The following is a 24,594-nucleotide window of genomic DNA, read 5'->3' as shown; positions in this document are numbered from 1 at the left end:
GCTGATCACGACGGTCCCGGTCAGGCGCCGATACGACGGCCGTCGGGACGCCACGTCACCACGATGCCCGGCTTGCCGAAGTCACCGTCCGGCCACCGCGAACCCGGGTTCTCCACGGTCGAGTTGGTGATCTCACCCGGGTGCTGCACCGCGACGAAGCAGCTTCGACCGTCCGACGAGATGACCGGGCCACAGCACTCGGCGCCGACCGGCACCGACAGGAACTGCTTGACATGGCCGGTTTCCGGTCCCGCCAGCGGCATCGCGAACAGCCCGTCGTTGCCGCCGAGGGCGTAGGCGCTGTCGGTCGCGATCCAGAGGTTTCCGGTGGAGTCGAAGGTGAGGTTGTCCGGGCAGGAGATCGGCGACACCGCACTCTTGTCGTAGCCGCTGAAGTAGGTGCTCGGGTCCTGCGGATCGCCGCAGACGACCGGCACGCTCCAGACGAAGGTCGTGGCGGTGTGGTCCCCACGGTCCTCCGCGATCTCCACGATGTGGCCGTGCCGGTTGGCGTTGCGCGGGTTCACCTCGTCGGCCGGCGGGTTCGCGTCCGCGCCCCGACGGGAGTTGTTGGTGAGGGCGCAGTACACCTTGCCCGTGACCGGGCTCGGCTCGATGTCCTCCGGCCGGTCCATCTTCGTGGCGCCGACGGCGTCGGCGGCGAGCCGGGTGTTCACCAGCACCTCGGCGACGGTCATGCCGGGCACGAACGACGTGGTGTCGCTGGCCAGCGGGATCCACCGGCCACGCCCGTTGAACGCCCCGTCGGCGGGCAACGTCCCCGAACCGTCGATCTCCGCCGCCGATGTGGCGTCGAACGCCGCGACGTAGAGGGTCCCCGACGCCAGCAGGGTCATGTTGCGCTGGCGCGCGGCCCGGCTCTTCGCCCGGTCCATCCGACCTTGCGAGACGAACTTGTAGATGTACTCGAACCGCTCGTCGTCCCCGCTGTAGACGACGGCGTGTCCACCCCGACTGATCACTGTCGCCGCGCCCTCGTGCTTGAAGCGGCCGAGGGCGGTGTGCTTCCGAGGCACGGACGCGCGGTCGAACGGGTCGACCTCCACGATCCACCCGAACCGGTTGGCCTCGTGGGGGTGCCGGGCCAGGTCGAACCGTTCGTCGATCAGCTCAGCGCTCGGGCCGCCCCGGTTGGCGGTGTCGAAACCGTACCGGCGCAGGGCCGGCTTCATCGACTCCGGCGCCTCGTCGGCGCCGACGAACGCGAAGTGGAAGTTCTCCTCGCCGGACAGGACGGTGCCCCAGGGGGTGACACCCCCGGAACAGTTCGCCTGCGTGCCGCGTACCCACCGCCCCGCCGGGTCGGCCGCCGTCCGGAGCAGTGCCGAGCCGGCGGCGGGGCCGGTCAGCTCGAATACGGTGTTCGTCGTCGTTATCCGGCGGTTGTACGGTCGCTGTCCCGATCGTACGAGCCGCCACTGGCCGGTCCTTTCCACCTGCTCGATCTCGACCACGAACATGCCGGCGGACGCGAACATCACGGCGGTTTGGGCCGCGTCCGGAATGCCGGTGTAGCCGGGGAACATGAGTTCCGGGTTGGCGTACTCGTGGTTGCCCACCAGCAGGGCCCGACGCCCGCCGGTGCCGAGGGGAAGCATGGCGAGATAATCGTTGTTGTAGCCGAATTGTTGTTCCTGGGCTTCGGCGGTCTGCCGGTGCAGGTCCCATTCGGGAGCGCCGGGCAGGATCGGATCACCCCATTTGACGACGACGGCGTGCTGGTAGCCGGGCGGCGTCACCACGGCGTCGATCGTGTTGGGGGGGACGGCCTCGAACGGTAGCGGACGACCTGGTCTTCCGCCGCTGGTGGACGTGGTTCCCGACGGGGGCGCGGCGGGTGCGGCAGCGGCCGGTCCGGCCGTGGAGGCGGCCGTCCCGACGACCAGAAGCCCCAGCGCGCCCGCCCGGGCCACGCCGCGCCGGGAGAGCGACCGCTCCAGAATCTCTCCGAAATAGGGCGTCGAGGACGCGTTCGGCTCCGGGTGCGCGCAGGAATTCGCGCACCGGTAGCGGCAGGTCATCGGGTCCCGGCCGGCCCGCCGGAAAGGAAGGCTGACGATGGGAAGGAGGGGGTGTTCCCTGGGCATTCTAATTCCTTTCGGTGTGTGTTCGAGAAGTGCTGATCGGGGTGGGTCGAGGGCTGCCCGCACTTCCCATCCCCCTTTTTGGTGCGCTGAGTGCTAGCATTAGCCGATCGATTTTGGTCGACCAGATCGTTGGCTCGGTGAAACCGCATACCGGAACAGGAAATCCATGACGCAGCGACCGCCGGACACCTCGGAACTTCTTCCCTCCGCCCATGACGTCGGGCCGTTCCGGAGCGCCGGTGGCCCGGCCGGCAGCGCCGCGACGACAGCCGCGTTGGCGGCGCTGTTGACATGTGCCACCGAGGCGCTGCGTCGCCCGGTCACCACCGAGGACCACTTTCTCGACCTGGGTGGCGACTCGCTCGTCGCGCTGCGGCTCGTCGCGCGGCTACGGGAGCACGGCTTCGAGCTGGACGTGGAGGATCTCTACGAGCAGCCGGACATGGTGTCGCTCGCCCGCTACCTGACCGGGGATGACGCACGTGACTGAGCACGCGAGATCGGGCCCTTACCTCGACCTGCTGGCCCGGGCCGAGGCCAGCGCTGACGTGATCGGGCTGGTCCTCACCGGCTCGCACGCCCGCGGGCTGGCCGGGCCCGACTCCGACTACGACGTCCTCGTCGTGGTGCCCGACGAGCGGCTCTGGAAGCCCACCAGTCGGTCGGCCGAGCTGGACGAGATCGTCTGCACCACGGACCAACTCGCGGACACCTCCGACGAGTGGCAGCGGTATGCCTTCCGAGGGGCGGAGATCCTGCTCGACCGGACCGACGGTGAACTCGCCGCGTTGGTGTCCGCGCAGGCCACCCTCACCGAGACCGAGGCCGCCACCTGGGCCCGCGAGGGCCTCGACGGCTACGTCAACCTGATCTACCGGGCGGCGAAGAACCGGCGTGCCGCGGAGCCGGTGCTGGCACGGCTGGAGGAGATGGAGAGCGTCTCCTGGCTCCTGACCGCGCTCTTCGCCCTGCACGGCCGGGTCCGGCCGTACAACAAGTATCTCCGCTGGGAACTGCGGACCTTTCCGCTGGGCGAGCCGTGGAACGCCGACACCTTCCCGGAGCGTCTGGCCGACGATCCGGCAGGTCTCTTCCCCGAGCTGGAACGGTTGGCGCGGAAGGCCGGTCACGGTGACGTGCTGGACGCGTGGGGCACGGAGCTGGAGTTGTTGCGTCGGCCATGAGGTGCGGGCCGGACGTGGTCGGGCGTCGACGGCGCTCACAGCGGCACCACGCTCGCGCCGCGCGTCCTGCCGTGCAGGTCGATGAAGAGCCGCGCTCGGCCGGCGAGGTCGTCCAGGTCGTACGTCCGGTGCGCCTGCAACAGGAGTACGGCGTCCGCGGTCGTCACGTCCCGGTCGAGATCCGCGACCTCCACCGTGGTGCCGACGCTCCAACTGTCGACGTACGGATCGTGGTAGCGCACCGAGCCACCCCGCTCGCGCAGCGTCCGGACGACGGCCGTGGCGGGCGAATCCCGCACGTCGGACACGTCCGGCTTGTAGGTGACGCCGAGGACCACGATGGACGCTCCGGCAATCGCCCGTCCGGCCTGCCGGAGCGCCTCCTCCACCCGGTCGGCCACGAACCCGGGCATCCGGTCGTTCACCGCCTGGGCCTGCTCGACGATGCTGAGCCGGCCGCCGGCGCCGCGTACGGCGTGCAGCAGGTAGTGCGGGTCGATGGGGATGCAGTGACCCCCGACGCCCGCCCCGGGCCGGAAGCTCTCGAAGCCGAAGGGCTTGGTCGCCGCCGCGGCTACCACGTCCCACACGTCGACGCGCATGTCGCGGCAGTACGTCGCGATCTCGTTGATCAGGGCGATGTTCACGTGCCGGTACGTGTTCTCCAGCAGCTTGGCCATCTCCGCTTCCCGCGGACTGCGGGTGTGCACGACCTGGTCGACCACCTTGCCGTACATCGCGGCGGCGTGCTCCGCGCACTTCCAGGTCATCCCGCCGACGACCTTCGGGGTGTTCCGCAGGCCGTACCGTCCGTTGCCGGGGTCGATCCGCTCCGGTGAGTACGCCAGCGAGAAGTCGCGCCCCGCCACCAGGCCGGAGACCTCCAGCCGGGGCGCGAAGACCTCCTCCGTCGTGCCCGGGTATGTGGTGGACTCCAGCACCACCAACATGCCGGGCCGGAGTCGGGGCGCGATCGCGTCAGCGGCGGCCAGCACCGCGGAGAGATCCGGGGAGCGGTCCGGCAGCAGCGGTGTGGGGACGCAGACCACGACGGCGTCGGCGTCGGCGAGGATCTCCGGTGAGGTGTCGACCCGGAATCCGGCGGTCAGCATGGCGGAGATGTCGTCGTCGGTGATGTCGTCGACGTACGACCGGCCGTCGCGCAGCGCGTCCACCCGTCGCTGGTCCACGTCGAACCCGAGCACCGACATCCCGGACAGCGCCGCCTCACGGGCCAACGGCAGGCCGACGTAGCCCAGACCGATCACGGCGAGCCGCTCGCAGGTCCTCATGTGCAGTACGTCCTTCGTCGTTGGGCTCATAGCAGGATGCGGTGCACTTCGAACGCCTCGGCGTACCCGACGCCGACCTCGGCGCCGCGGATGCACGCCAGCGCGGACACCGACTGCTCGCTCCGGATGTGCGGCACCCCACGGTGCTGGGTGGCGTAGGCCCGCAGGGCTGCCAGCTTCCGGTCCAGGTGGTCGGTGACATCGACGTACGAGCAGCAGCGTGCCAACGGGTCCGTCGCCCACTGCAGCTTCGACATCTCGTAACTGAGCACGGTGGGCACCAGCCACTTGCCGAACGCCGGACCGATCGGCCGTGCTGCGGCGAACCCGGCCGCGAACGCGGCCACGTGGTCCTGGTCGTAGTCGTCGCCACTGGGCAGGAGCAGCAGGTCCGGCCGGAGCCGGTCCATCCGCTCCTGGCACAGGTCGACCAACTCGCGCCGGGGCAGGGTGTCCAGGCGTTCGGTGAGCTGCTGGTCCCCGTACACGATCTCGTAACGGAAGCCCAGCAGGCCGCTCACCGTCTCGATCTCGTCGATTCGCCGGCGATACGTGGTCGGCTCGGTCAGACCGTAGTGCGCCATGCCGTCGACAGCCAGGTAGAGCACGTGCACCTCGGCTCCGGCGTCGGCGAGCCGGGCGAGGAGGCCGCCGCAGCCGAGCACCTCGTCGTCGGCGTGCGGCGACACGACGAGGACCCGCTCATAGCGGCGCATGACGACCTCGCACGTCCTCGCGCTGCCGGTAGTAGTCAGCGGTGAGCAGGATCAGGTCGTCGAGGCCGACCCGCGGTCGCCACCCCAGTGCGGTGGCGGCGCGGAGCACCGGCACCTTCTGGATCGACTCAGCCTCCGCGTAGTGCTCCCCGTGCACCGCGCGCCCGTCGGTCAGGACGATCGGTGAATCGCTGCCGAGCAGCTCCCTGACCCGCTCGGCGAGTGCCAGGATCCCGATGGCGTTGTCCGGGTTGCCGATGTTGAAGACATGGTCCGCCGAGGCCAGGGCGTCGTCCAGGTGGTGCACGAGGAAGCGGGTCAGGTCGTCGGCCGCGGTGAACGCGCGCACCTGGGTGCCCAGCGCGAACACCGTCAACGGCCGGCCCGCCAGCGCCTGCTGGACGAACGTCGGCATCACGAACCCACCGGCCCGCGACTGCCGTGATCCCGCCACGTTGAACGGCCGAATGACGATCGCGCGTAGTCCGCGCTGGAGACTGTTGACCGTCATCGCCTCGGTGAGCGTCTTCCCGACGGCGTACTCGATGCGCGGGTTGTACTGGGCCGGCACGCGGATGTCGTCCTTCTCGTCCAGGTCGCCGCTGCGGCCGTAGACCTCCGCCGAGCTGAACACGCAGAGTGGGACGTCCGCCGCCAGCGCCGCCTCGATGACCGTGCTCGTACTCGCCACGATGTCCCGACCGAGCGTTCCCGCGTGGGCGAGGATGCCCGCCGGTCCGACGTGGGCGGCGGCGTGCACGACCCGGTCGACCCCCGCGAAGCTGCCGCCGTTGCTCAGGTACCGCTCGACCGGCTCGGACACGACCTCGCAGCGCGGGTCGCTGGTGTAGTCGGCGCCATCGGTCACCGCGCTCACCCCGGAGTCGATGATCCTCACCCGGTGGCCCGCGGCCAGGTAGGCGTCCACCGCGTGCGACCCGATGAATCCGAGTCCACCGGTCACCACGACTGTTCTCATGCTCGGTGCCCCTTTCGGCGCTTGATGCCCGTCCGATCGTGGAGATCAGACGGAACTCACTTCGAAGATCGCGGCCTCGTGCCCCACGTCGCGCAGGTGCGTCACGCGCAGACCCGGGTGCTCGGCCAGGTACTCGCGTAGCGCGCGTCGCTCGCCGTGCTCGTCGCTGGCACCCATGTCGTTGTAGTCGTCGAACACGACGATCGACCCGGGTCGCCACCGCGGGTGCATGAACCTCAGCACCTCCAGGCAGGACTCGTACGTGTCGACGTCGATGACACACACGGCGGCGGGCGGGAACTCGAACTCCGCGGCGAAGCGGGCGAACAGTTGCCGGCTGTAGAAGCCGGGAAAGAGCCGCAGCCGGTCGAAGTCGGCCCCGTGCGCGCGCAGGTTGCCGACGACCTCGTCGAGCCCGGCCGCGAAGTCGCCGCGCCGGTAGTGCGCCCCGTCGCTCTCCGACGAGGGCAGCCCGGCGAACGAGTCGAAGCCGAGACACCGGAAGTTGTCGGGTGCGTAGGTCCGGCTGATCTGCTCGGCGTACCAGAGGCTGTACCCCCGGTAGACGCCGAACTCGTAGTAGGCGGCCCCGGCGAAGAGGTCCGGACCTCCGCCGCCGGCCCGTTCGGCCAGCCGCCGGAACGCCCAGTGCACGGCGATGGTGAGGTGCGGCGAGAGCGTGACGAACGGACGTCCCGTGGTCACCTCGCGGAGGAAGTGGCGTGCGGAGCGCGGCAGGGCGCGGTACGCCCGGGTACACAGGCGCAGCGCCGGTCCGGCCGTCACGGCGTCCTCCCCGGCCGCCGCCGGTCGACTGCCCGGCTATCCACGGCTACGCAGCGCATGGGCGATCCTCTCGGTGAAGACGGCGTGGAGCCGCGCGTCGGCGAAGATGGCGGATTCGTAGTGCTCCGCGTCGAGCACGTGGGTGCGCAGTTCGGCGACGTGCGGGCGCCACCGGTCGACCGCCTCCGGCGCGGTCTCGGCCGCGAAATGGTCGGCCGCGCCGGAGTAGTACGGCGCCCGGTACACCGCCCCCGCCCGGATCGACCGCGCGTACACCAGCAGTTGCCGGCGCAGGACGCTCGGGCCCATGTCGTCGGCGAGGGCGTGGCCGCGCCGAAGCGTGTCGACCACCTCCGGATCGTCCGGGCTCGCCCCGTCCCGAACCCTGAGTTCGACCCGGCGGAGAAGCTCCCGCAACCGGTCCTCCATGAGCCACTCCTCGTCGGGCAGGTCCTCCGGGAAGTGGGCAGCGGGCGGGTCGGTGTCGAGCATGGCGAGCATGGCGATGTCCGCACCGTCCGCGCGCAGCCTGGTCGCCAACTCGAAGGCGACCAGGCCTCCACTGGAGAATCCGCAGAGCAGGTACGGCCCGTGCGGCTGCGCCCGCCGGATCTCGGGCAGGTAGGCCTCGGCGAACTCCTCGATCGTCCGCGGCACGTCGCGCTCGCCGTGCAGGCCGGCCGCCCGGACCCCGGCCAGGGGCACCGGGAGCACCCGGCGCAGGGCGCGGATGGCGAAGGCGTTGCCGGAGGCCGAGTGGAGGTAGAAGAGCACCGGACCGCCGGGCGCGACCTCCGGCGGCAGTTGCAGGCAGTGGTCGCGACGGGCGACGGTCCGGACGTACGAGGCGAGTCGACCGACGGTGTCGTGGGCCCGTACGTCGGCGGCCGTCACCGGCACCCGGGTGACGTCGGCGACGCGGGTCGCGATCCGGCCGGTGGTCACCGGATCGGGAACGCTTCCGCAGAGGCTGGTCCGCGGCGTGATGGCCGCCAGCGTCAACTCGTCGGCGCACACCTCGGCGATGGCGGCTTCCCACTGGTCGCGGAACCGGTTGGCGTAGTAGCTCATCCGGCCGCTCCGGCCCGGCCGTGGCCGCCCACCGCCCGAAGCCGGTGGTAGTCGTCCGGGCCGGGCAGGCCGGCAAGGGTGCTCCCCAGGTGGATCGCGGCGTCCCCGCGCCGGTCGGGGTCGGCCGTCGCGTCCAGCGCCAGCCGGGCCATGGCCAGGATGAAGTTGGCCGTCGTGGCGGCGTGCATGGCGAGCACGTCGGGGGCGGCCAGGTCGGCCGGGCCGCCCGTGTTCCGGTAGCACCGGAGGGCTCTCGCGCTCGCCGCCAGGTCGAGCGGCTGCCCGTGACCGAACCAGCGAAGCAGGGTGGCGGCAAGCTCGCGATCCGCCCGGCCCGGTCCGGTGTTGTCCCAGTCCAGCAGAACCCATCCGGCGTCGTCCTGGAGCAGGTTGCCCGGTTGCAGGTCGAGATGACACACGATCCGCTCGCCCGGAGCGGTGGTGCCGGTCATCGCCGCCAGCGAGCGGAGCGCGGGCAGCGCCCCGCGAAGCTGCGCCGACCACGGCGCGCGGGCCGTCTCGGCCGCCGCGCACAGCTCGTCCCACCCCTGCTGGTCGCTGACGACCTCGTACCAGGGGTCCGGCTCCTCAGGTGCGGGAGGAGCGGTGTCGTGCAGGTGGGCGAGCAGCTCACCCAACCGCTCCGGCGCGTCGGGCGCGGTGATGTCCACCGGGGAGCCGGAGACCCAGGTGAAGGCACGCAGTTGGGCGCCGCCGACGTGCTCGGGCAGCGCGCCGACGAGGTGCCCGTCCCGGGTGGGGTGGGCCGTGGGGAAGCGCACCCCGACGACGGCGGACGCGGCTTGCAGGGCCGTCTCCCGCCTGAGGTTGGTCTGGTCGACGCCCCAGAAGTACTCCTTGACGGCGTACCGGGCGTCTCCGGTGTCCACGTGCCAGATCCGGCCCATGGCGCCGCTGTTCGCCAGGCGGATGGCAGCGCGGTCCAGCGGGCCGAGATCGAACACGGCGTCGATCGCGGCGCGGAGTTCGCCGATCGGAAGTTCACCCATGCTGCGGCTCCAGGACGGCGGCGGTCAGTGACTTCTCCACGCGCTGGCAGACGTCCTCGGCCGCGACCGCGTCACGCCAGTCGGGCAGCGTGTCCGCCCCGCCCCGGACGAGCCGCAGGAAACTCGCCGCCTCACGCTCGTACGCCTCGGCGAACCGGGAGCGGAAGTCGATGTGTGTCCGCGGTTCGTGGAGCTGCCGCGTGTCGATGCTCGAAACGTCGCCGACCAGATGTGCCCACACCTCGCAGCCGGCGCCGCTGATCCGTTTGCCGACCAGGGAACAGACCGTCCCGGAGGCGAGTCGCAGGGTGGTCACGAGCAGGTCGACCGCGCCGCGGCGGTCGGCCTGGACGGCTGACACCTCCACCACGGGCGAGTCGAAGAGCCACCGCACCAGGTCGATGTCATGGATCTGCAGGTCGTACGCCAGGCTGCCGCCCGCGACCTGGTAGCCGGCCGGCGGAGGTGTGCCGTCGAGGCTGGTGAAGGCCGCGAAGCCGACGGTGCCGCAACGGTCCGTCATGGCGCGTCGCAGGGCGACGAACTCGGGTGCCTGGCGGCGCTGGAACCCGATCCGCAACGGCACGCCCACCCGGTCCGCCGCGGTCCCCAGCTCGGCGCTGAGCACCGGGTCGGCGGCACACGGTTTCTCCAGCAGGATCGGCACGCGTCTCGTGAGTGTCGCGCGGACCACGTCGACGTGCGTGCGGGTCGGGGTGGCCACCACCACGCCCGCGACGTCGGGCAGGTCCGCCGGGTCCGACACGGTCGGGCACCCGAACTCGCGCTCGACCACGGCGCGGCGGCGCGGATCGGGTTCGGCGACGCACACCCGGGCGCCGAGCCGGATCAGGTTGCCGACGTGCACCGCGCCGATCCGACCGGCTCCCACGACGCCGACGACCGGGGGCGCCTCCCGCCGGACGGTCATCGGCTCCGCCTGGCCCGGGCCACCACCATGACGTGGTCGAGGCCGGGCGGGAAGGCGGACTCGTGCACGTCGGTGACCTCGAATCCGGCCAGTTCGAGCGCGCGGGTGACCTCTCGTGGCCGGCGCGGGTACTGGCGCAGCGTTCGGTAGCGGGTCTGCTCGACGACCGCTTCGGAGTTGAGGATCTGGTAGCGGAACGTGCTGTTCATGAGTCCGCTGACCGGGTCGTAACGGGACTGCTCGTCGACCCGCAGCAGGCGGTCGTCCGGGTAGTCGAAGAAGCCGTGGGTGCGGGTCAGGCCTCCGTCGGGACCGGTCACCGAGGCGAGGAAGGTGACGTCGAAGCGCTCCATGTCGAGGATCAGCACCCCGTCGGGGCGCAGCGCCCGGTGGGCGTTGCGGAACATGGTGTCGACGTCGTCGTCGCCCAGTACGTGCGCCACCAGGTCGTTGGGCAGGAGGACCGCGTCCACAGCCTCGCGGGCCGGGAGCGCCGGCAGGGTCTCATCGACGAGTTCGACGCGTCGGGCTGTCTCGGCCGGCAGGCGCTCCAGGCGGCCCGCGAAGTGCCGCAGCATCTCCGGGGAGTTGTCGACACCGATCCCGTACGCCCCGGCGGACACCAGGGGCAGCAGGACGTCACCGATGCCGCAGCCGAGCTCCATGATCCGGATTCCGGCACCCAGCGGGGCGAGCTGCTCGCGGTACGCGTCGCCGACGCGGGGCGCGTGGCCGACGTTCAGTTCGTACAGGCCCGGATCGTAGAAGTCCATCAGCTTGTTCATCTGCTGCTCCGAGGTTCGAGGCGGTCGGGGAACAGGTCGGCCATGGCGACCCCGAAGCCGCTCCGCGGCAGGCGGCTCCAGTCGGGGTCGAAGTACGGGTACGCGTCGCTGTCGAACGGGTGGCCCACGGAGAGGAACGAGGCGACGTAGTGGCGCAGCGAGTCCCGTGTCGCGGCACTGGTCGGCGTCGCGGCGTAGGACACGCTCCACTGCAGGCGGTCGCGCCCGCCGAGGCTGGCGTGCCACAGATGCACGTCGAAGCCGATGACGTCGCCCGGCTGTGTCTCCAGGGTCAGCCCTGGCCACCGGGCCGCCTCCACGGCTTCGTCCAGGTCGGCGTCGGCGACCGGCCAGCGTCGCCGGTAGTCGGCGAGGATCCGGGCGTACTCGCCGCGATGGGTCCCGGGCAGGATCTGCAACGCACCGGTCTCGCCGGTCAGCGGTTCGAGGTACGCCACGAGCTTGATCGCGGTCAGGTGCGGATCCACCGAGTCCTGGTGCCAGGGTGAGGCGTCGCGGTAGAGGATGCCTTTGGCGGGCTTCGGCACCACCTCGCATCCGTACAGTCGCTCGGCGATCCCGACGAGCCGCCGATCTGCCAGGAGGGCCCGGCTCAGCGGCGTTCGCCGTCCCATCATCGGCAGGTAGTAGCCGGCGGTTCCGGTCACCCGGTCCGACTTCGTGGTGCGGATGTCGTAGTTGTCCTGCAGCGCCGTGCGCACCTCGTCGCGCAGCGCGGCGACCTCCGCGGGATCGAGCAGGCCCCGCCAGACGTGGAAGCCGTGGGTCCGGAGGAAGTCGATATCGGGCCCGTCCCGATCCGCCCCGGTCAGGTCGTCGCTCATCGTGGCAGCTCCGGGTTGGACATGCCGCCGAGCCGGTAGCGCAGGGTCGGTCGGCCGGTGCACGCGGTCGGGATGGCGAGCCGAACGATCTGCCGGAGGATCATGTCGTCCTCGCCCGTCCGTCCGGCCAACTCCGCGGAGGTGCGGGGCATGTCCATGCGCAACACGGGCAGCACGGTGGCGTCGAACAGCCATTCGCCCATGTCGACCATGCCGGTGCGGCCGTCGGGGAGACGGACGGTGTCGCGGACCACGCTGTCCCCGGCGGACATGACGCGGGCCACCGTCAGCTCGTCGAGTCGCCGTGCCGCCGCTGCTCCCGGCGGGAGCCACGGAAACCGGTCGACAGTGGTCTCCCGGTCATCCGGGTCGATCAGTCGTCGCCAGGAGTGCACCGCGGGCCAGCCACGGCGGGTGAGATCGAGCAGGGTCGACAGGTGATCCGGTTCCCAGACGTTGTCGTCGTCGAGGAACGTGAGAAAGTCCCCGGTGGTTCGCCCGATGGCGAGTTGCCGCAGAGCCGCGATGCGGGCCCACGGCTCGGCGGGAACAGCCGCCTGGCCGGTTACCACCGTGACGGGCAGGCCGTCGAACTCCGGCTTCGGGCTCCACCCGGTGGCGGTCGCGTCCGGGTCCAGCCACACGGTCACCGAGACGTCCGCGGTGACGCGCTGGGCGGCGACGCTGGCCAGCGCCGTCCGCAGGTGTCCGGGCCGCTCGCCGCGGGTCACCACGACCACCTCGATCGCCGGGCGGCGGGCCGGTCGTGCGCGGGCCGGGGCGGGCCGGCGCCCGGTGATGGCGTCGACCAGTTCGTCCAGTCGGTCTCGGTCGGCCATCAGCAGGTGGTGTGGCACCACGACGTGGCGGGCATGCCAGAAGCGGGCCTGGGTCAGTTCCGGCGACCGGTCACCGGCGGCGGCGTACAACGGCACGGTGTGCGGCCGGTACAACGGTCCCTCGGGCAGTGGCGGGTAGACCCGGTCGAGCACCGCCCCGCACCGCTCGCGCACCGCCGAGACGACGTGCGCCACGTCGTCCACCGAGTCGGCCAGACGCACCGCGAGCCCGTACACGTTGCCGGTTCGTAGCGCGCCCTGGTCGGCGAAGGTCGGCCACCCGGCGGCCGGCAACCGGTCCACCAGGTGGGCCAGGCCGTCGGCGCGGCGCGCGGCCTGGGTCGGGAACCGGTCCACCTGGTCGAGGAGCATGGCGGCGGCCAGTTCGGAGAGAGCGTGGTTGGCCCCGTGGTGCTTTCCGGCCGGCTCCAGCTCGGTGGTCGCGTCCGGTGCGGACACCGCCGCCCGCCGGCGCGAGTCCATGACCAGCGACTCGACCCGCGCGGCCAGTTCGTCGTCGTCGGTGAGGACCACGCCGCCCTCGCCCGCGGTCAGGATCTTCGTGGCCTGCAGGCTCATGATGCTGATCTCGCCCAGCGTGCCGACCGTCCGGCCGCCCCCGGTCTCGGCGAGTTGGGCGTGCGATGCGTCCTCGACGATCACCGCGTCGGGGAACCGGCGGCGCAGGCCGGCGAGATCGAACTGCTGGGCGTAGAGGTGGATCGCCAGGATGGCCTTGGGCCGGTCGACGGGGCTGGTGCCGACGAGGCACGGGGAATCCGGACGCCCGTCGAAGAACGCCGGGGTGGCGCCGACGCGCAGGACAGCGGTCGCGCAGCTCACCCAGGTCGTCGCGGGCAGGAGCACCACGTCTCCCGGGCCCACCCCCACCGCCTGGAGCGCCACCACGATGGCGCTCGAACCGCTGGAGGTGAGGGTGACGTGACGACGGCCGACTGCCGTCGCGAGGGCGCGGGCGGCGAGCACGTTGCGCGGTGTCCACCGGCTGGCCGCCCCGCTGGCCGCCAGCCGGCCGCTCAGGAGGGCGGCCTGGACCGCGCGGCCGGTGTCCCCGTCGACCTCGGGCCAGGCCGGCCAGCGCCGGCCGGGCGGGAGGATGGGTGTCAGCTCGTTTCTCACCGGGTGATCACCGGAAGCAGACGGTGGCGGGGCGACGCCGGGCCGGGCAGGTGACCGGGCACGAACCCCGCGCAGTGCGCGGGGGTCAGCATCACCTGGTGGTCCGCGTACGGGGGGTAGGCGTCCTCGTCGAAGTCGACGTAGCGGTTGCGGTAGCACCACCGGCATTCCTCGAACTGCTCGGAGATGGCGCCGGCTCCCGCCGCGTGCTCGGCACGCAACCGCTGGTACCTCTCCCCGTTCCAGATTTCCTCGAAGCTGGTCCGTCGCAGGTCGCCGATGAGGTAGCGGTCGCCGGGGATGCCGATCAGGTGGTCGCAGAATCCCGCCTGGCCACGGTAGTTGACGTAGAAGTACATCCAGGGGTGGGTGCAGGTCTTGTCGGTGTGCGACAGATCGGCCCACTCCGGGTCGAGAGCCGTGTTCAGCTGGACCCGTACGTCTCCCGCGGCGGCCTCGTCGGCGGCCTCGTGCAGTGCCCTGGCCAGTTCCTCCCGGTGCCCGGCCAGGTTGTCGGGGTCGTCCTCGTCCAGCGTGACGACGTTGAGCTTGACCTTGACGCCGAGCTGGCCACCGAGCTTGACGATGTCGCGGAGCTCGGGCAGGGCGGCGCTCTGGACCACCACGTTCAGCACGACGGTGTCGTGCGTGAGCCCGCAGTTGGCCGCCTCATCCATGATCGCTTCGAGGTTGCGCAGGACCGCGTCCAGCCGCGCACCGCCGCGCAGGTCGGCGAAGGTCTCCGGGCTCGCGGCGTCGAACGACACGTTGATCCGGGCGCCCTGGCGGACCAGCCGGCGCCACATCTGCTCGTTGGTGACGGTCAGGTTGGTGACGAGCTGGATGCGGCATCCGTGGTCGGCGGCCTTGTCGACGAAATCAGGGAAGCGTTTGAGGATCGTGCTCTCACCCCATCCGCGCAGGTCCACGATCTCCGCGGTCGGGAAGAGTTCGTCCGCCAGGCGGTCGAACAGGTCGGGGGCCATGTTGCGGCTGCGGTCGAACGGGCCGGCGGATCGACACATCGGGCAGGACAGGTTGCAGTTCTCGGTCAGCTCGACGAACAACACCCGGGGACGGCTCCGCAGGGTGGTGGCCCGCTGCTCGAACTCCTGGATGTTGAGTGCCCGGTTGGCCTCCTTGGTCGCGTGGAGGGCGGCGAGGTGAGGTGCCGTGGGGGACATGGAACGCTCCTTCCTAGTCTCGACCGATCGGGGTGTCGACGGCCGTCGAGGCGAGTTCGGTCACCGGCCAGGCGGTCTCGGTCAGGCTGAACACGGCGGCGCCGCATCGGGCGGTCTCCTGCTCGACCAGGCGGAACTCGTGAAGTTCACGCCGCAGCCGGACGGTGAACTCCCAGAACGGGTGGTCGTAGCGGGACAGGGCCTCCGCCAGCCGGGGGTCGGGGGCGGCGACCGGGGCGCTGCTCACGCCGGACAGCACGAGCACGTCGCGGCACACCCGCTGTAGTTCCGACAGGACGCGGCTGGCGGTCCGTTCCGGGAAGTGCCGCCAGTAGTCGGTGACCAGCCCCAGTTCGAACTGTCCGGTGAGGTATGGCAGGCGGGTGCCGATCAGGCGCGTGGCGCTCTCGTCCGCAGTGCCCGGGAAGCACACCTCGGTGGGTCGGCGTAGGTGTACCGGCCAACCGGCCGGCGAGCCCAGCAACAGCACGCTCTCGGCCGCGCCGAGCCTCCGCGCCAGTTCGGGAAGCGCGTCGAGCCGGGCCGCGTCGGCGGACTCCACCGGGACGCGCCGCGCGAAGTCCTCCAGCACGGGCACGAGGTGCCGCGAGTTGACGATGTCGTAGCTGCACACCGCCTCGACCTCGACCGTCGGATACCGGCGCACGAGGATGTGCTCGTTGTGGCGGTCGAACGTTATGTCGTGCCCTCGCCGGCGCTCGTGCGGTTGGTGTATCGCCCTCGCCCCGGGCGCGAAGATGGTGGGTAGACCTGCGCGGGCGAGCCGGTAGCCGTACTCGATGTCCTCGACGCCCTTGTAGGGGAAGGTCTGACTGAAGCCGCCGACGTGGGTGAACGCCCAGCGGGGCAGGCTCACGTTGTGCGTCCAGAAGAAAGCCCAGTCCGACGGGCTGGGCTCGGCCAGCAACTCGGTGAGCGTGTCGTGCAGGTAGGGCGAGCGGTCGGCTCGGGCGAACGTCGCGAGGCTGTCCCCGAAGTCCCAGTTCGGTCCGAGCAGCAGCCGCCAGGTGTCGGGGGTGAGTTCCCGTGCGCTGGTGTATCCGCATACCGCGACCGGGCGACCCGCCTGCGCGTCGATGTGTCCCCGCAGGAGGTCGGGATGGGCGATGCAGTCGACGTCCAGGAAGACCAGAACGTCGCCGGTGGCGAGTTCGGCGCCGGCGTTCCGGGCGGCCTGCACGCCTCGTGGCGTGTCGTGTCGCACGATCCGCAGGTCGAGCGCGGTCCGTAACGCGGGAAGCGCCGCGCCGAGTGATTCGACCAGGGGGATGCTCGACCCGTCGTCCACCATGATCACTTCGAATGAGGCAGCCGCCACGGACTGATGCCGGAGGCTGTGCAGAACGTTCAGCGCGGCGGTGGCGCGGTTGTGCACCGGCACCACGACAGAGGCATCCAACAAGAACCACCATTCCACCGAGCCCGAAAGGGGCGTGCGAACCTCGCCGAATGTGCTGGGAGTCATCGGCGAAAGGCGTCTGAACCGATGGGTGCGACTGGCTGTCCAATTCCTCTCGGTCGATTCAGTCCCAACCGTTGTTAGCCTGTTGCGGGCGGCTGGTCAACCCCTATTGTTTGGCGACCTTGGCTGGTTGAAGCCCGGTCCTGCCGGGGCGGTTAACCCCTCGGGTAACCCGAATCATGCCTGCTCAACCCCCTGCTAAGCGTGCTGGAATTCGTCGTATGGTTCCACCATCCTCGATGTGGTCGCCAGTGGAAAATCCGGAGTTGCGTAAACTGGCAATCGTCTTGACGGCCGCTCGGCCGCGATGCGACGCTCTGCTGTCAATCCGCGCCTCAGTTGGTTGTTCCGTTTCTGGATGCGTGTATGCAATGGCTCGCCAGGTGTGGAACGATGTGCGGAGGTCGCCTCGAAAACTGACCACATCTCGGTATCGGAGCGGGGTGCATCTGCGGCGGGAATGAATTGCCTCCCGCGCGGGCGTCTCCGTGCCTCTCATCGAATTGGGGACATACCTGATGGACATCGCTCTCGCGTTCGACGAGGACTACGTTGACCACGCGCGGGTGGCCGTGGAGACCGTCCTCGAAGCCCATGCGGGGCTCTGCCCGGTGACGGTGTGGCTGCTCACGCCGGTCGGCGTGAGCCGCGAGCGAGGCGACGAACTCCGGGCGCAGGCGGCCGGCCGTGGGCGGATCCACGTGCTCGAGACCGATGACGCCTTCCGCGGGCTGCCCCGTGCCGACGAGGAACTGGTGTCGTACATCAGCGCCGGCATGTATCTGCGGCTACTGCTCCCCTCGCTGCTGCCCAGGTCGGTGAGTCGCTACCTCTACCTCGACGCGGACACCCTGTGCCTCGGCGACCTGCGGCCACTCTGGCGCCTCGATCTCGCCGGAGCTCCGCTGGCAGCCGTCGGTGACGCCTTCACGCTCACCTGCGACGGTATTCCGGGCGCCGACCACCGGATCGACCCGCGAGCGCGCTACTTCAACTCCGGTGTGCTGCTCGTCGACCCCGTGCGCTGGCGGAGGCTCCAGATCTCCGAGCAGTGCTTCCGTTACATCGACGACAACAAGGGTCAGCTCCGCTTCCCCGACCAGGACGCCCTCAACATCGCCGCCCACGGCAACTGGTTGCGGCTGGGCCGGGAGTGGAACCACATGCGTGGCTGGCGGCTGGAACCGGGCCACAGCAAGTACGTGCCCGGCGAGCGGTGGCCCCGTGTCATGCACTTCGCCGGCCCGTGGAAGCCGTGGTACCGAGACTTCCGGCCGGGTCTGCGCCGGGACCGCTACACCGCTGTCGTTCAGCGGCTGGGGTTGCCGGTCCCGGCGTACGACGACATGGCGTAGGCGGTCGCGACGCCATGGTCATCGCATCGCTGCGCCGCCAACAGCGCCTCCTGCTGCTGAGTGAGGCGGCCACCGCCTTCGGTCGGAACGTCTCCCAACTGGCCATCCCGCTGATCGCGGTCCTGACCCTGCACGCGTCGGCATTGCAGGTCGGCCTGATCACCGTCGCCCAGACGCTTCCGGCACTGTGCTTCGGTCCGGCAGCGGGGGCCCTGGTCGACCGGTGGAACTGCAAGCGGGTGATGGTGGCCTGCAACGTGGTGCGGGTGATGGGGCTCTGCTCCATTCCGGCCCTGTACGGTCAGGGGAAGCTCACCATCGGGACGCTCCTCGCGGTGGCCACGTTCCTCGGGACCGCCTCCATCTTCTTCAATCCGGCATACCGGGCCTACCTCGTGCGGGTCGTTCCTCGCCCCCACCTGATGGGAGCCAACTTCCTGGTCGCTCGGGGCGCCGGTCTGGCCGAGGCGTTGGGCGTCGCCGTGGGCGGATCGATCGTGCAGCTCGTCGGCGCCCCGTTCGCCACTCTGGCGACGGCCGGGACCTATGTCTTCGGCGCCGTCGCGGTGCTGCTGCTGCCGACCGACACCCGGCCCGGGGAAGCGACCGCCGGTGCGCCGGCACCCGCCGCTTCGATGCTGCGCGAGCTGCGGGAAGGCTGGCAGCACGTCAGGTCGCTGCCGGCCGTCCGGACCATGTACCTGGTCGAGGCCCTCGGAGCGGTGGGCTTCGGCATGAGTGGCGCGGTCTGGGCGATCCACGTCACCGTGACGCTGTCGGTTCCCCCGGCGGTCCAGGGCGTCGTCTACGGCGTCGGTGGAGTGATGACGATCCTGGCGACGATGGTCGCGAGCCGGGTGATGAGCCGGATCCGCCTGGGTCACCTGATCTGGCTGGACCACGGGCTGGGAGCGCTCAATCTGGCGACCATCGCGCTGGTGCCCGCGGTGCGTCCGTGGCCGGTCGTCGCGCTCAGCTGGCAGCGACTCAGCACCAGTCCGCTCTCCGTCCTGCGTCATGTGGGGGAGCTGACCTACCGGCAGCTCACGGTCTCATCCGGATTCGTCGCCCGGACCGAGTCCATCGGCATCACCGTCATCGTCGCCGCCGGCAGCGTCGGCCAACTGCTCGGAGGTCTCGTCGCGGGGGTCAGCGACACCCGCACCACGATGCTCGTGGCGGCGGCGGTCGGGATGGCCACCGCGGTGCTGAGCGTCGCCTCCACTCCGGTACGCGTCGCCGCGCTGCCCGCCCGGTCGCCGACCGGTGGGCGGAGCGACCACGAGAAGGACGGCGAGCGCATGTCGGTGTGAGCGGCGCAACGCCCCGTCGACCCGAACCCGTACCGCACACTCAGGAGACCAGATGCCCATCGACCACTGCACGCCTACCGAGGCGGCCGTGTTGCGACTCTGGACCGACCTTCTTCCCCCGTCTGCCGGGGCCCCGCCGATCCGGAGCCTGGACGACGACTTCTTCGATCTCGGGGGCAACTCCCTCGGCATGATCCGCTTCCTGTTCGAGGTGCAGGAGCGCTACCAGGTCGAGCTGCCGGTGGCCGACCTGTACAGCGACGCCTCCACCATCACCGTCGCCGCGGCCGCCCGGGCGATCGACGACGCGCTGGCGACGGCCGCCGGGCGTGCCGGGACGCCGGAGGTGACCGAGTGAAGATCCTGCTCGTCCAGAACATGCTGCACGTGCCGTCGCATGGCGGGGCGAACAAGTCCACCCGGCTGCTGATGGAGGCGTTGGCCGCGCGGGGCCATGACTGCCGGGTGGTCGCACCGCTGAGCGGCGCGCTGCGCGCGAACGCCGCTCCGGACACCGCCGGCTACCTTCGGGCCCGCCGGGTACGCGTCGATCAGCACCAGTCCTCGCTGCGGTACGAGTTGCGCGGGGTCCGGGTCGACGCCGTCACGCCGTCCCATCTCGTCCGCGGGATTCGAGCGGTGGCCGACGAGTTCGATCCCGACCGGATCCTGGTGCCGTCCGATGATCCTCTCCAGTTGACGCTGGCCGCGGCCCTACGAGCGGCACCGGAGCGGGTGGTCTACCTCGCCTACACGTTGCAGCAACTGCCGTTCGGCCCACGGGCGTTCTACCCGAGCGAGTCAGGGGCCCGGATGGTGCGCCGGGCCCGGGGCGTGCTCGCGATCAGTCGGGTGACCCAGGACTATCTGCGCCAGTTCGGCGGCGTCCCGTCGCATCTGTGGTACCCGCACGTCTACACCCCACCGACGCGGGCGACCCCGGCGCCTGACGGTGCGGTCACGATGGTGAACCCGTGCGGTTACAAAGGCATCAGCGTCTTCCTCGCACTTGCCGACGCACTGCCCCGGCAACGGTTCATGGCCGTCCCGACCTGGGGTACCACCCCGTCCGACCTGGCCGAGCTGGACCTCCGGCCGAACATCGAGATCGTCGAGGCCGCCGACGACATCGACGCCGTCCTGACGCGTACCAGGGTGCTGCTCATGCCGTCGCTCTGGGACGAGACCTTCGGCTTCACCGCCGTCGACGCCATGCTCCGAGGCATACCGGTCCTGGCCAGCGACGTCGGCGGGCTCTCCGAGGCCAAACTGGGGGTGCCGCACCTCCTGCCGGTGCGTCCCATCGAGCGGTACGACGCCCGCGCCGACCCGGCCCGGCCGGTGCCGGAGGTGCCGCCGCAGAACATCGGCCCCTGGGAGGCGGCGCTGCGGCGAGTGCTGCATGACCCGGCCCACTTCGCTGACCTCTCGACCGCGTCCGCCGCCGCCGCGTCGACATTCGTGCGCGGTCTGGACGACGGCGTCGTCGAGCGCTACCTGACTGCGGCGCGACGGGACGAGGCACTCCGATGAGCGGCCGTCCGACGTCGGTCGCGTCGCGCACTCCGGCCGGGGACACCACGCTCAGCAGGCTGCCGGACGAGGACCTCCGCAGGATGCTGTTCATCCGGCACTTCGAGCAGCGGCTGCTCGACCTGTTCGCCGAGGGAGTGTTGAGCGGCACCACGCACACCTGTCTCGGGCAGGAGTACGTACCGGTGGCGCTGCGTCCGCTCCTGGCCGCCGACGACTTCGTCTTCAGCAACCACCGTGGACACGGTCATTACCTCGCCCGCTTCGACGATCCCGTCGGACTGCTGGCCGAGGTCATGGGCCGGCGCGGGGCCATCTGCTCCGGCGTCGGGGGCAGCCAGCACATCCTGCGTGAACGCTATCTGTCGACCGGTGTCCAGGGTCAGTCCGTGCCGGTCGCGGTGGGTGCCGCACTGCACCTGCGCAGGACCGGAGCGTCCGCGCTGGCGTGCGTCTACGTCGGCGACGGCACCTGGGGCGAGGGCGCGGTGTACGAGGCGTTGAACCTCGCCCAACTGTGGCGGGTACCGCTGCTCGTCGTGGTGGAGCACAACGGTGTCGCCCAGTCGACGCCGACCGAGTTGCAGATGGCTGGCACGATCGCCGATCGCGCGGCGGCCTTCGGGTTGCGACACACGGGGGTGACCTCCCTGGACGTCACCACCATCCGGAGGCAGCTCGCACCGGTCGTCGCTGCCGTTCGACGGGAGAACCGGCCGACGGTGGTGGAGTTCCGCACGTATCGCCTGGGGCCGCACAGCAAAGGTGACGACACCCGGGATCCGGCGGACCGCGCCCGGGTGGCGGAGCACGACTGGTATCGCCTCTACGAGCGGCAGCATCCCGAGCATTTCCGGCGCTTCGACCAGCCTCAGCGGACGGCGGTCGACGAGGTCGTCGACGAGGTGCGTCGCCGGCCGCCGGCGACGTGGGAGGCGTGATGCCGCGGCCCACACGCGTCGTGGACGGCCTGAACGCCGCGCTGGAGGCCGTGCTCGCCCGCCATCCCGAGGCGTATCTGCTCGGTGAGGACATCGCGGACCCGTACGGAGGGGCGTTCGGCGTCACGCGTGGCCTTTCCAGCCGCTACCCCGACCGGGTGCTGACCACCCCGATCAGCGAGGGAGCGATCGTCGGCGCCGCGGCCGGGCTCGCGCTCGCCGGTGACATCGCCATCGTCGAGATCATGTTCGGCGACTTCGCGGCGCTCGCCTTCGACAACCTGGTCAACTTCGCCAGCAAGTCCGTCAGCATGTACGGGCGTCGGGTGCCGATCCGGCTGGTGGTGCGCTGCCCGACGGGCGGGAACCGGGGCTACGGTCCGACCCACAGCCAGAGCCTGCAGAAACACTTCCTCGGCGTACCCGAGCTGTCCGTCCTTGAGGCGTCACCCTTCCACGACGCCACCGCCGTGTTCGAGGCCATGCTGGCCCGGGGTGGGCCCTGTGTCTTCTTCGAGGACAAGAGCCTCTACGCCGGGCCCGTGCACCACGAGGGCCGGGTCGACGATCTGTTCCGGTACGAGATGGCCGGCTCCGCGCCGGGAACCGCGCTGGTCGCCGTCGACGGGCTCACGGATCCCGACTGCCTGATCATCGCGCCGGGCGGGATGAGCGCCCGGGCGTTGGCAGCGGCCCGGTCGTTGCTCATGGAGGAGGACATCGTCTGCCAGCTCGCGGTCCCCGCCCAGCTGTACCCCTTCGACGTCGGGCCGGTCCTGCCCGCTGTCCGAGCGGCCGACCTCGTCTGCGTCGTGGAGGAGAGCACCGCCGGCGGCACCTGGGGAGCCGAGGTGGCCCACCAGGTGTACTCCCGCGAGTGGGCGACGCTGCGCCGCCCGGTCCGACTGGTCCATTCCCTGGACAGCGTCATCCCGAGTGCGTCTCATCTGGAGGCGGCGGTGCTCGTCCAGGCTGCGGATATCCACCGAGTGATCGCGCAGGAGCTGAGTTGAACCCCATCCGTGTGCCCAAGTTGAACAACAACGATGTGCGCTACGTGCTCGTCGAATGGCTGGCGGCGGAGGGCGGCCACGTCCGGCCGGGCGATCCGGTGGCGGTGCTGGAGACCTCGAAGGCCACCGAGGAGATCAGCGCCGACGGGGACGGCATCCTGCACCGGATCCGCGCCGCCGGGGACGAGTGCGAGGTCGGTGAGGTCATCGGCCGGCTGTTCGCCTCGGACGGGGAGCACCACCGGCACGTCGCGGTCGGGCTCGCCGGCCCCTCCGAGCAGTCGGACCCGGCCGCGAGCGGCCCTGGGGAGGTGGTGGTGACCGAGCGAGCCCGGGCACTCGCGCGGGAACGAGGCATCTCGTGGGAACGGCTCGCAGGTCTGGGCAAACGCGTGGTACGGGCTGTGGACGTCGCGCGGCTGTCCGCCGACAGCGCGGTGGGCCCCCGCGCCCCGTCGACGCCGGTGGCCGGTCCGGACCACGCCGGCGACCCACGTACGCCGGTCGGTCCCTCGCCGCAGGAGGCGGTGGCGCGCGTGGTCGCCGAGTCCCACCGGACCATCCCCACCGCGTTCACGGTCATGCGGATGTCCGTCGGCAGATCGGTCGTCCATGCGCGGACCGCCTCCCGCTCCGCCCGCGCGCTGATCGGCCTTCCCGACCTCTTCATCCAAGCGATCGCCCGGCTACGCACCGAGTTTCCCGCCTTCTACACGGCGCCGGACGGTGTTGCCGACCAGCGAGCCGACGCGGTGCACGTCGGCGTCACCGTCGATGTCGGAACCGGTCTGTTCGTGCCCGTCGTCCGGGATGCCGATCGGCTGGATCTCGGTGAGATCGCCACCGTGCTGACCGACCACCGGCTCACCGCGATGAGACGGGGATTCCGGGCCAGCCAGCTCACCGGGTCGAGCATCACCCTCACCCTGCACAACGAGCCCAACGTCGTCCTCGCCCAACCGATCGTGCTGCCCGGCACCGCGTGCGCACTGTCCCTGCCGGCGGTTCGACGCGAATGTGCCCTGACCGCCGCCGGCGGCGTCCAGGAGGTCGAGGTCGTCGACGTGGGCATCGCGTACGACCATCGGGTGATCAACGGCCGGGACGCCATCCTCTTCCTCGACGCACTGCGGCGCGCGATCGAAAGCCCCGCCTGACGCGCCACCCGACCGGTTTCCCGCACCTCGAAAGGGAGAGGCCAGTGCCGTTCTCCGACTGGCAGACGATCCGCAAGGGTCAGCACGACCAGGCCACCGTCGCCGTGGACTTCGGGCCCGCCCGCTTCCGTCGATTGTTCGCCCGGCTCGACACCGGCGGCGCCGTGGTCGGACCCACCTTCGCCGCGCCCGGCGACGACGCGATGCGGGCCACGGACCCGGCTCGGCTGGTGCGCGACTGGCTGGACGACCTCGCCGAGGGCTCGTTGCGGACGAGGGTCGTGGTCGGCTACTGCGCCGGCGCCGCGATGACGCTGGCGCTGGCCGACGCTCTCACCCGCGCAGGAGGGACCGCTCCGGCGGTCGTCCTCCTCGACCCCGTCGTGTCCGGACTGGACGTGTTGCTGAGCTACTACTCGTCCTCCGTGCACACTTTCGCGGAGATCCTGCCGGGGGATGAGCGGGCGGCCTGGATCAGCACCGCTCAGCAGGCCCTCCCGTCTGTGTCACCGAGCCGGTCCGGACCCGACGCGGCCGATCTCGTCCGGGCCATGGCGGTGTTGTGCGACGCCTATTCGGGCATGGTGTCGTCGGTGGTCGACCGGATGGGGATCGGGGCGCCCCAGGCGACGTACTTCACGAACCGGTTCGGCGGGCTGATGTCGTACCTGGTGGTCAACGCGCGCGCCGGACTGGATCCGCTGCCGTCCGGCCGTCCGCCGGTCGTCGTCGTGTCCCGCGAGCACGAACCGCCGCCCATGCTCTCGGCGGACCTCGAACGGTTGAGCGTCGACCAGGCCGGGCTGCTCGCCGACCCGGGAGTGGCCGATGCCCTGGCCCGGGTCAGCCCGGACCGGTGGCCTGGCGTGCCGAGCTGAGCGTGCGGTACGTGAGGGAGATGGTCGGCGAAACTCTGTCGCCGCGTCCAT

The 24,594-nt window shown here is 70.8% G+C and carries 23 protein-coding genes; 10 read left to right on the top strand and 13 right to left on the bottom strand.

The genetic code is table 11. From position 1 onward, the window contains the following. Positions 1 to 20: 20 nt before the first annotated feature. The gene (locus ACLQ2W_RS30595; RefSeq protein WP_425791113.1) at positions 21 to 2,108 is read right to left on the bottom strand and encodes a PhoX family protein; all 2,088 of its coding nucleotides are present in this window, start codon (positions 2,106 to 2,108) and stop codon (positions 21 to 23) included. A 166-nt stretch (positions 2,109 to 2,274) separates the two neighbouring features. On the opposite strand from ACLQ2W_RS30595, the gene ACLQ2W_RS30590 reads away from it, so the two are divergent. Together ACLQ2W_RS30590 and ACLQ2W_RS30585 are read left to right on the top strand one after the other, a co-directional pair. Further along, a complete protein-coding gene (locus ACLQ2W_RS30590) occupies positions 2,275 to 2,598 on the top strand; it encodes an acyl carrier protein (RefSeq protein ID WP_425790928.1) in 324 nt (107 codons plus the stop codon). Then, the gene (locus tag ACLQ2W_RS30585) at positions 2,591 to 3,292 is read left to right on the top strand and encodes a nucleotidyltransferase domain-containing protein (RefSeq protein WP_425790926.1); all 702 of its coding nucleotides are present in this window, start codon (positions 2,591 to 2,593) and stop codon (positions 3,290 to 3,292) included. Before ACLQ2W_RS30590 ends, ACLQ2W_RS30585 begins: the two co-directional genes overlap by 8 nt. 35 nt (positions 3,293 to 3,327) lie before the next feature. Here the strand turns inward: ACLQ2W_RS30585 and ACLQ2W_RS30580 are convergent, their stop codons facing one another. From ACLQ2W_RS30580 to ACLQ2W_RS30525, 12 genes are read right to left on the bottom strand one after another with little or no spacing between them, the layout of a single operon-like run. Further along, positions 3,328 to 4,584 (bottom strand): nucleotide sugar dehydrogenase, encoded by a 1,257-nt coding sequence (locus tag ACLQ2W_RS30580; protein WP_425790924.1) that lies wholly within the window; start codon positions 4,582 to 4,584, stop codon positions 3,328 to 3,330. 26 nt (positions 4,585 to 4,610) lie between these two features. Next, positions 4,611 to 5,300 carry a PIG-L deacetylase family protein gene (locus ACLQ2W_RS30575; protein ID WP_425790922.1) on the bottom strand — a complete coding sequence of 230 codons (690 nt, stop codon included), beginning with the start codon at positions 5,298 to 5,300 and terminating at the stop codon, positions 4,611 to 4,613. Then, a complete protein-coding gene (locus ACLQ2W_RS30570; RefSeq protein WP_425790920.1) occupies positions 5,287 to 6,279 on the bottom strand; it encodes an NAD-dependent epimerase/dehydratase family protein in 993 nt (330 codons plus the stop codon). Before ACLQ2W_RS30570 ends, ACLQ2W_RS30575 begins: the two co-directional genes overlap by 14 nt. Positions 6,280 to 6,324: 45 nt before the next feature. Continuing rightward, entirely contained in the window at positions 6,325 to 7,065 is a 741-nt protein-coding gene (locus tag ACLQ2W_RS30565; RefSeq protein ID WP_425790918.1) for a TylF/MycF/NovP-related O-methyltransferase, read from the bottom strand. A 36-nt stretch (positions 7,066 to 7,101) separates the two neighbouring features. After that, positions 7,102 to 8,136 carry a thioesterase domain-containing protein gene (locus ACLQ2W_RS30560; RefSeq protein WP_425790916.1) on the bottom strand — a complete coding sequence of 345 codons (1,035 nt, stop codon included), beginning with the start codon at positions 8,134 to 8,136 and terminating at the stop codon, positions 7,102 to 7,104. Then, the gene (locus ACLQ2W_RS30555; RefSeq protein ID WP_425790914.1) at positions 8,133 to 9,146 is read right to left on the bottom strand and encodes a phosphotransferase enzyme family protein; all 1,014 of its coding nucleotides are present in this window, start codon (positions 9,144 to 9,146) and stop codon (positions 8,133 to 8,135) included. The genes ACLQ2W_RS30560 and ACLQ2W_RS30555 overlap by 4 nt, the downstream gene beginning before the upstream one ends. After that, positions 9,139 to 10,077: a Gfo/Idh/MocA family oxidoreductase gene (locus ACLQ2W_RS30550; protein ID WP_425790912.1), complete on the bottom strand. Its 939-nt coding sequence runs from the start codon at positions 10,075 to 10,077 to the stop codon at positions 9,139 to 9,141. The genes ACLQ2W_RS30555 and ACLQ2W_RS30550 overlap by 8 nt, the downstream gene beginning before the upstream one ends. Beyond that, a complete protein-coding gene (locus tag ACLQ2W_RS30545; RefSeq protein ID WP_425790910.1) occupies positions 10,074 to 10,862 on the bottom strand; it encodes a class I SAM-dependent methyltransferase in 789 nt (262 codons plus the stop codon). The genes ACLQ2W_RS30550 and ACLQ2W_RS30545 overlap by 4 nt, the downstream gene beginning before the upstream one ends. Next, positions 10,859 to 11,707: a phytanoyl-CoA dioxygenase family protein gene (locus tag ACLQ2W_RS30540; protein WP_425790908.1), complete on the bottom strand. Its 849-nt coding sequence runs from the start codon at positions 11,705 to 11,707 to the stop codon at positions 10,859 to 10,861. The genes ACLQ2W_RS30545 and ACLQ2W_RS30540 overlap by 4 nt, the downstream gene beginning before the upstream one ends. Continuing rightward, positions 11,704 to 13,686, bottom strand: coding sequence for a DegT/DnrJ/EryC1/StrS family aminotransferase (locus ACLQ2W_RS30535; protein ID WP_425790906.1), 1,983 nt, complete (start codon positions 13,684 to 13,686; stop codon positions 11,704 to 11,706). The genes ACLQ2W_RS30540 and ACLQ2W_RS30535 overlap by 4 nt, the downstream gene beginning before the upstream one ends. After that, positions 13,683 to 14,870 carry a radical SAM/SPASM domain-containing protein gene (locus ACLQ2W_RS30530; protein WP_425790904.1) on the bottom strand — a complete coding sequence of 396 codons (1,188 nt, stop codon included), beginning with the start codon at positions 14,868 to 14,870 and terminating at the stop codon, positions 13,683 to 13,685. The genes ACLQ2W_RS30535 and ACLQ2W_RS30530 overlap by 4 nt, the downstream gene beginning before the upstream one ends. A gap of 13 nt (positions 14,871 to 14,883) precedes the next feature. Continuing rightward, positions 14,884 to 16,290 carry a glycosyltransferase family 2 protein gene (locus tag ACLQ2W_RS30525; protein ID WP_425790902.1) on the bottom strand — a complete coding sequence of 469 codons (1,407 nt, stop codon included), beginning with the start codon at positions 16,288 to 16,290 and terminating at the stop codon, positions 14,884 to 14,886. A 581-nt stretch (positions 16,291 to 16,871) separates the two neighbouring features. Between ACLQ2W_RS30525 and ACLQ2W_RS30520 the strand changes: the two genes are divergently transcribed. From ACLQ2W_RS30520 to ACLQ2W_RS30485, 8 genes are read left to right on the top strand one after another with little or no spacing between them, the layout of a single operon-like run. Next, complete coding sequence (locus tag ACLQ2W_RS30520) at positions 16,872 to 17,708, top strand: glycosyltransferase family 8 protein (protein WP_425790900.1); 837 nt, start codon at positions 16,872 to 16,874, stop codon at positions 17,706 to 17,708. Between the two features lie 14 nt (positions 17,709 to 17,722). Beyond that, entirely contained in the window at positions 17,723 to 19,021 is a 1,299-nt protein-coding gene (locus tag ACLQ2W_RS30515; protein ID WP_425790898.1) for an MFS transporter, read from the top strand. A 52-nt stretch (positions 19,022 to 19,073) separates the two neighbouring features. Continuing rightward, positions 19,074 to 19,379, top strand: a complete 306-nt coding sequence (locus ACLQ2W_RS30510) for a phosphopantetheine-binding protein (RefSeq protein ID WP_425790896.1) — start codon at positions 19,074 to 19,076, stop codon at positions 19,377 to 19,379. Beyond that, positions 19,376 to 20,554, top strand: a complete 1,179-nt coding sequence (locus ACLQ2W_RS30505) for a glycosyltransferase (RefSeq protein ID WP_425790894.1) — start codon at positions 19,376 to 19,378, stop codon at positions 20,552 to 20,554. The genes ACLQ2W_RS30510 and ACLQ2W_RS30505 overlap by 4 nt, the downstream gene beginning before the upstream one ends. Next, positions 20,551 to 21,495: a thiamine pyrophosphate-dependent dehydrogenase E1 component subunit alpha gene (locus ACLQ2W_RS30500; RefSeq protein WP_425790892.1), complete on the top strand. Its 945-nt coding sequence runs from the start codon at positions 20,551 to 20,553 to the stop codon at positions 21,493 to 21,495. Before ACLQ2W_RS30505 ends, ACLQ2W_RS30500 begins: the two co-directional genes overlap by 4 nt. Further along, entirely contained in the window at positions 21,495 to 22,508 is a 1,014-nt protein-coding gene (locus tag ACLQ2W_RS30495; protein WP_425790890.1) for a transketolase C-terminal domain-containing protein, read from the top strand. Before ACLQ2W_RS30500 ends, ACLQ2W_RS30495 begins: the two co-directional genes overlap by 1 nt. After that, entirely contained in the window at positions 22,505 to 23,665 is a 1,161-nt protein-coding gene (locus ACLQ2W_RS30490; protein WP_425790888.1) for a 2-oxo acid dehydrogenase subunit E2, read from the top strand. The genes ACLQ2W_RS30495 and ACLQ2W_RS30490 overlap by 4 nt, the downstream gene beginning before the upstream one ends. 44 nt (positions 23,666 to 23,709) lie before the next feature. Next, on the top strand, positions 23,710 to 24,543 hold the full coding sequence (locus ACLQ2W_RS30485) for a hypothetical protein (RefSeq protein ID WP_425790886.1): 834 nt from the start codon (positions 23,710 to 23,712) through the stop codon (positions 24,541 to 24,543). The last annotated feature ends 51 nt before the right edge of the window (positions 24,544 to 24,594 follow it).

The sequence above is a fragment of the Micromonospora sp. DT227 genome (genome assembly GCF_049841835.1).
Lineage (GTDB): Bacteria > Actinomycetota > Actinomycetes > Mycobacteriales > Micromonosporaceae > Micromonospora.
Note: the sequence above shows the minus strand (reverse complement) of the source record. Positions and strands in the feature narration are given on the sequence as shown.

Coding starts and splice junctions, on each gene's coding strand:
- ACLQ2W_RS30590 (WP_425790928.1), top strand. CDS start 2,275: ATGACGCAGCGACCGCCGGACACCTCGGAACTTCTTCCCTCCGCCCAT.
- ACLQ2W_RS30495 (WP_425790890.1), top strand. CDS start 21,495: ATGCCGCGGCCCACACGCGTCGTGGACGGCCTGAACGCCGCGCTGGAG.
- ACLQ2W_RS30575 (WP_425790922.1), bottom strand. CDS start 5,300: ATGCGCCGCTATGAGCGGGTCCTCGTCGTGTCGCCGCACGCCGACGAC.
- ACLQ2W_RS30510 (WP_425790896.1), top strand. CDS start 19,074: ATGCCCATCGACCACTGCACGCCTACCGAGGCGGCCGTGTTGCGACTC.
- ACLQ2W_RS30580 (WP_425790924.1), bottom strand. CDS start 4,584: ATGAGGACCTGCGAGCGGCTCGCCGTGATCGGTCTGGGCTACGTCGGC.
- ACLQ2W_RS30550 (WP_425790912.1), bottom strand. CDS start 10,077: ATGACCGTCCGGCGGGAGGCGCCCCCGGTCGTCGGCGTCGTGGGAGCC.
- ACLQ2W_RS30515 (WP_425790898.1), top strand. CDS start 17,723: ATGGTCATCGCATCGCTGCGCCGCCAACAGCGCCTCCTGCTGCTGAGT.
- ACLQ2W_RS30530 (WP_425790904.1), bottom strand. CDS start 14,870: ATGTCCCCCACGGCACCTCACCTCGCCGCCCTCCACGCGACCAAGGAG.
- ACLQ2W_RS30520 (WP_425790900.1), top strand. CDS start 16,872: ATGGACATCGCTCTCGCGTTCGACGAGGACTACGTTGACCACGCGCGG.
- ACLQ2W_RS30595 (WP_425791113.1), bottom strand. CDS start 2,108: ATGCCCAGGGAACACCCCCTCCTTCCCATCGTCAGCCTTCCTTTCCGG.
- ACLQ2W_RS30545 (WP_425790910.1), bottom strand. CDS start 10,862: ATGAACAAGCTGATGGACTTCTACGATCCGGGCCTGTACGAACTGAAC.
- ACLQ2W_RS30570 (WP_425790920.1), bottom strand. CDS start 6,279: ATGAGAACAGTCGTGGTGACCGGTGGACTCGGATTCATCGGGTCGCAC.
- ACLQ2W_RS30560 (WP_425790916.1), bottom strand. CDS start 8,136: ATGAGCTACTACGCCAACCGGTTCCGCGACCAGTGGGAAGCCGCCATC.
- ACLQ2W_RS30540 (WP_425790908.1), bottom strand. CDS start 11,707: ATGAGCGACGACCTGACCGGGGCGGATCGGGACGGGCCCGATATCGAC.
- ACLQ2W_RS30555 (WP_425790914.1), bottom strand. CDS start 9,146: ATGGGTGAACTTCCGATCGGCGAACTCCGCGCCGCGATCGACGCCGTG.
- ACLQ2W_RS30500 (WP_425790892.1), top strand. CDS start 20,551: ATGAGCGGCCGTCCGACGTCGGTCGCGTCGCGCACTCCGGCCGGGGAC.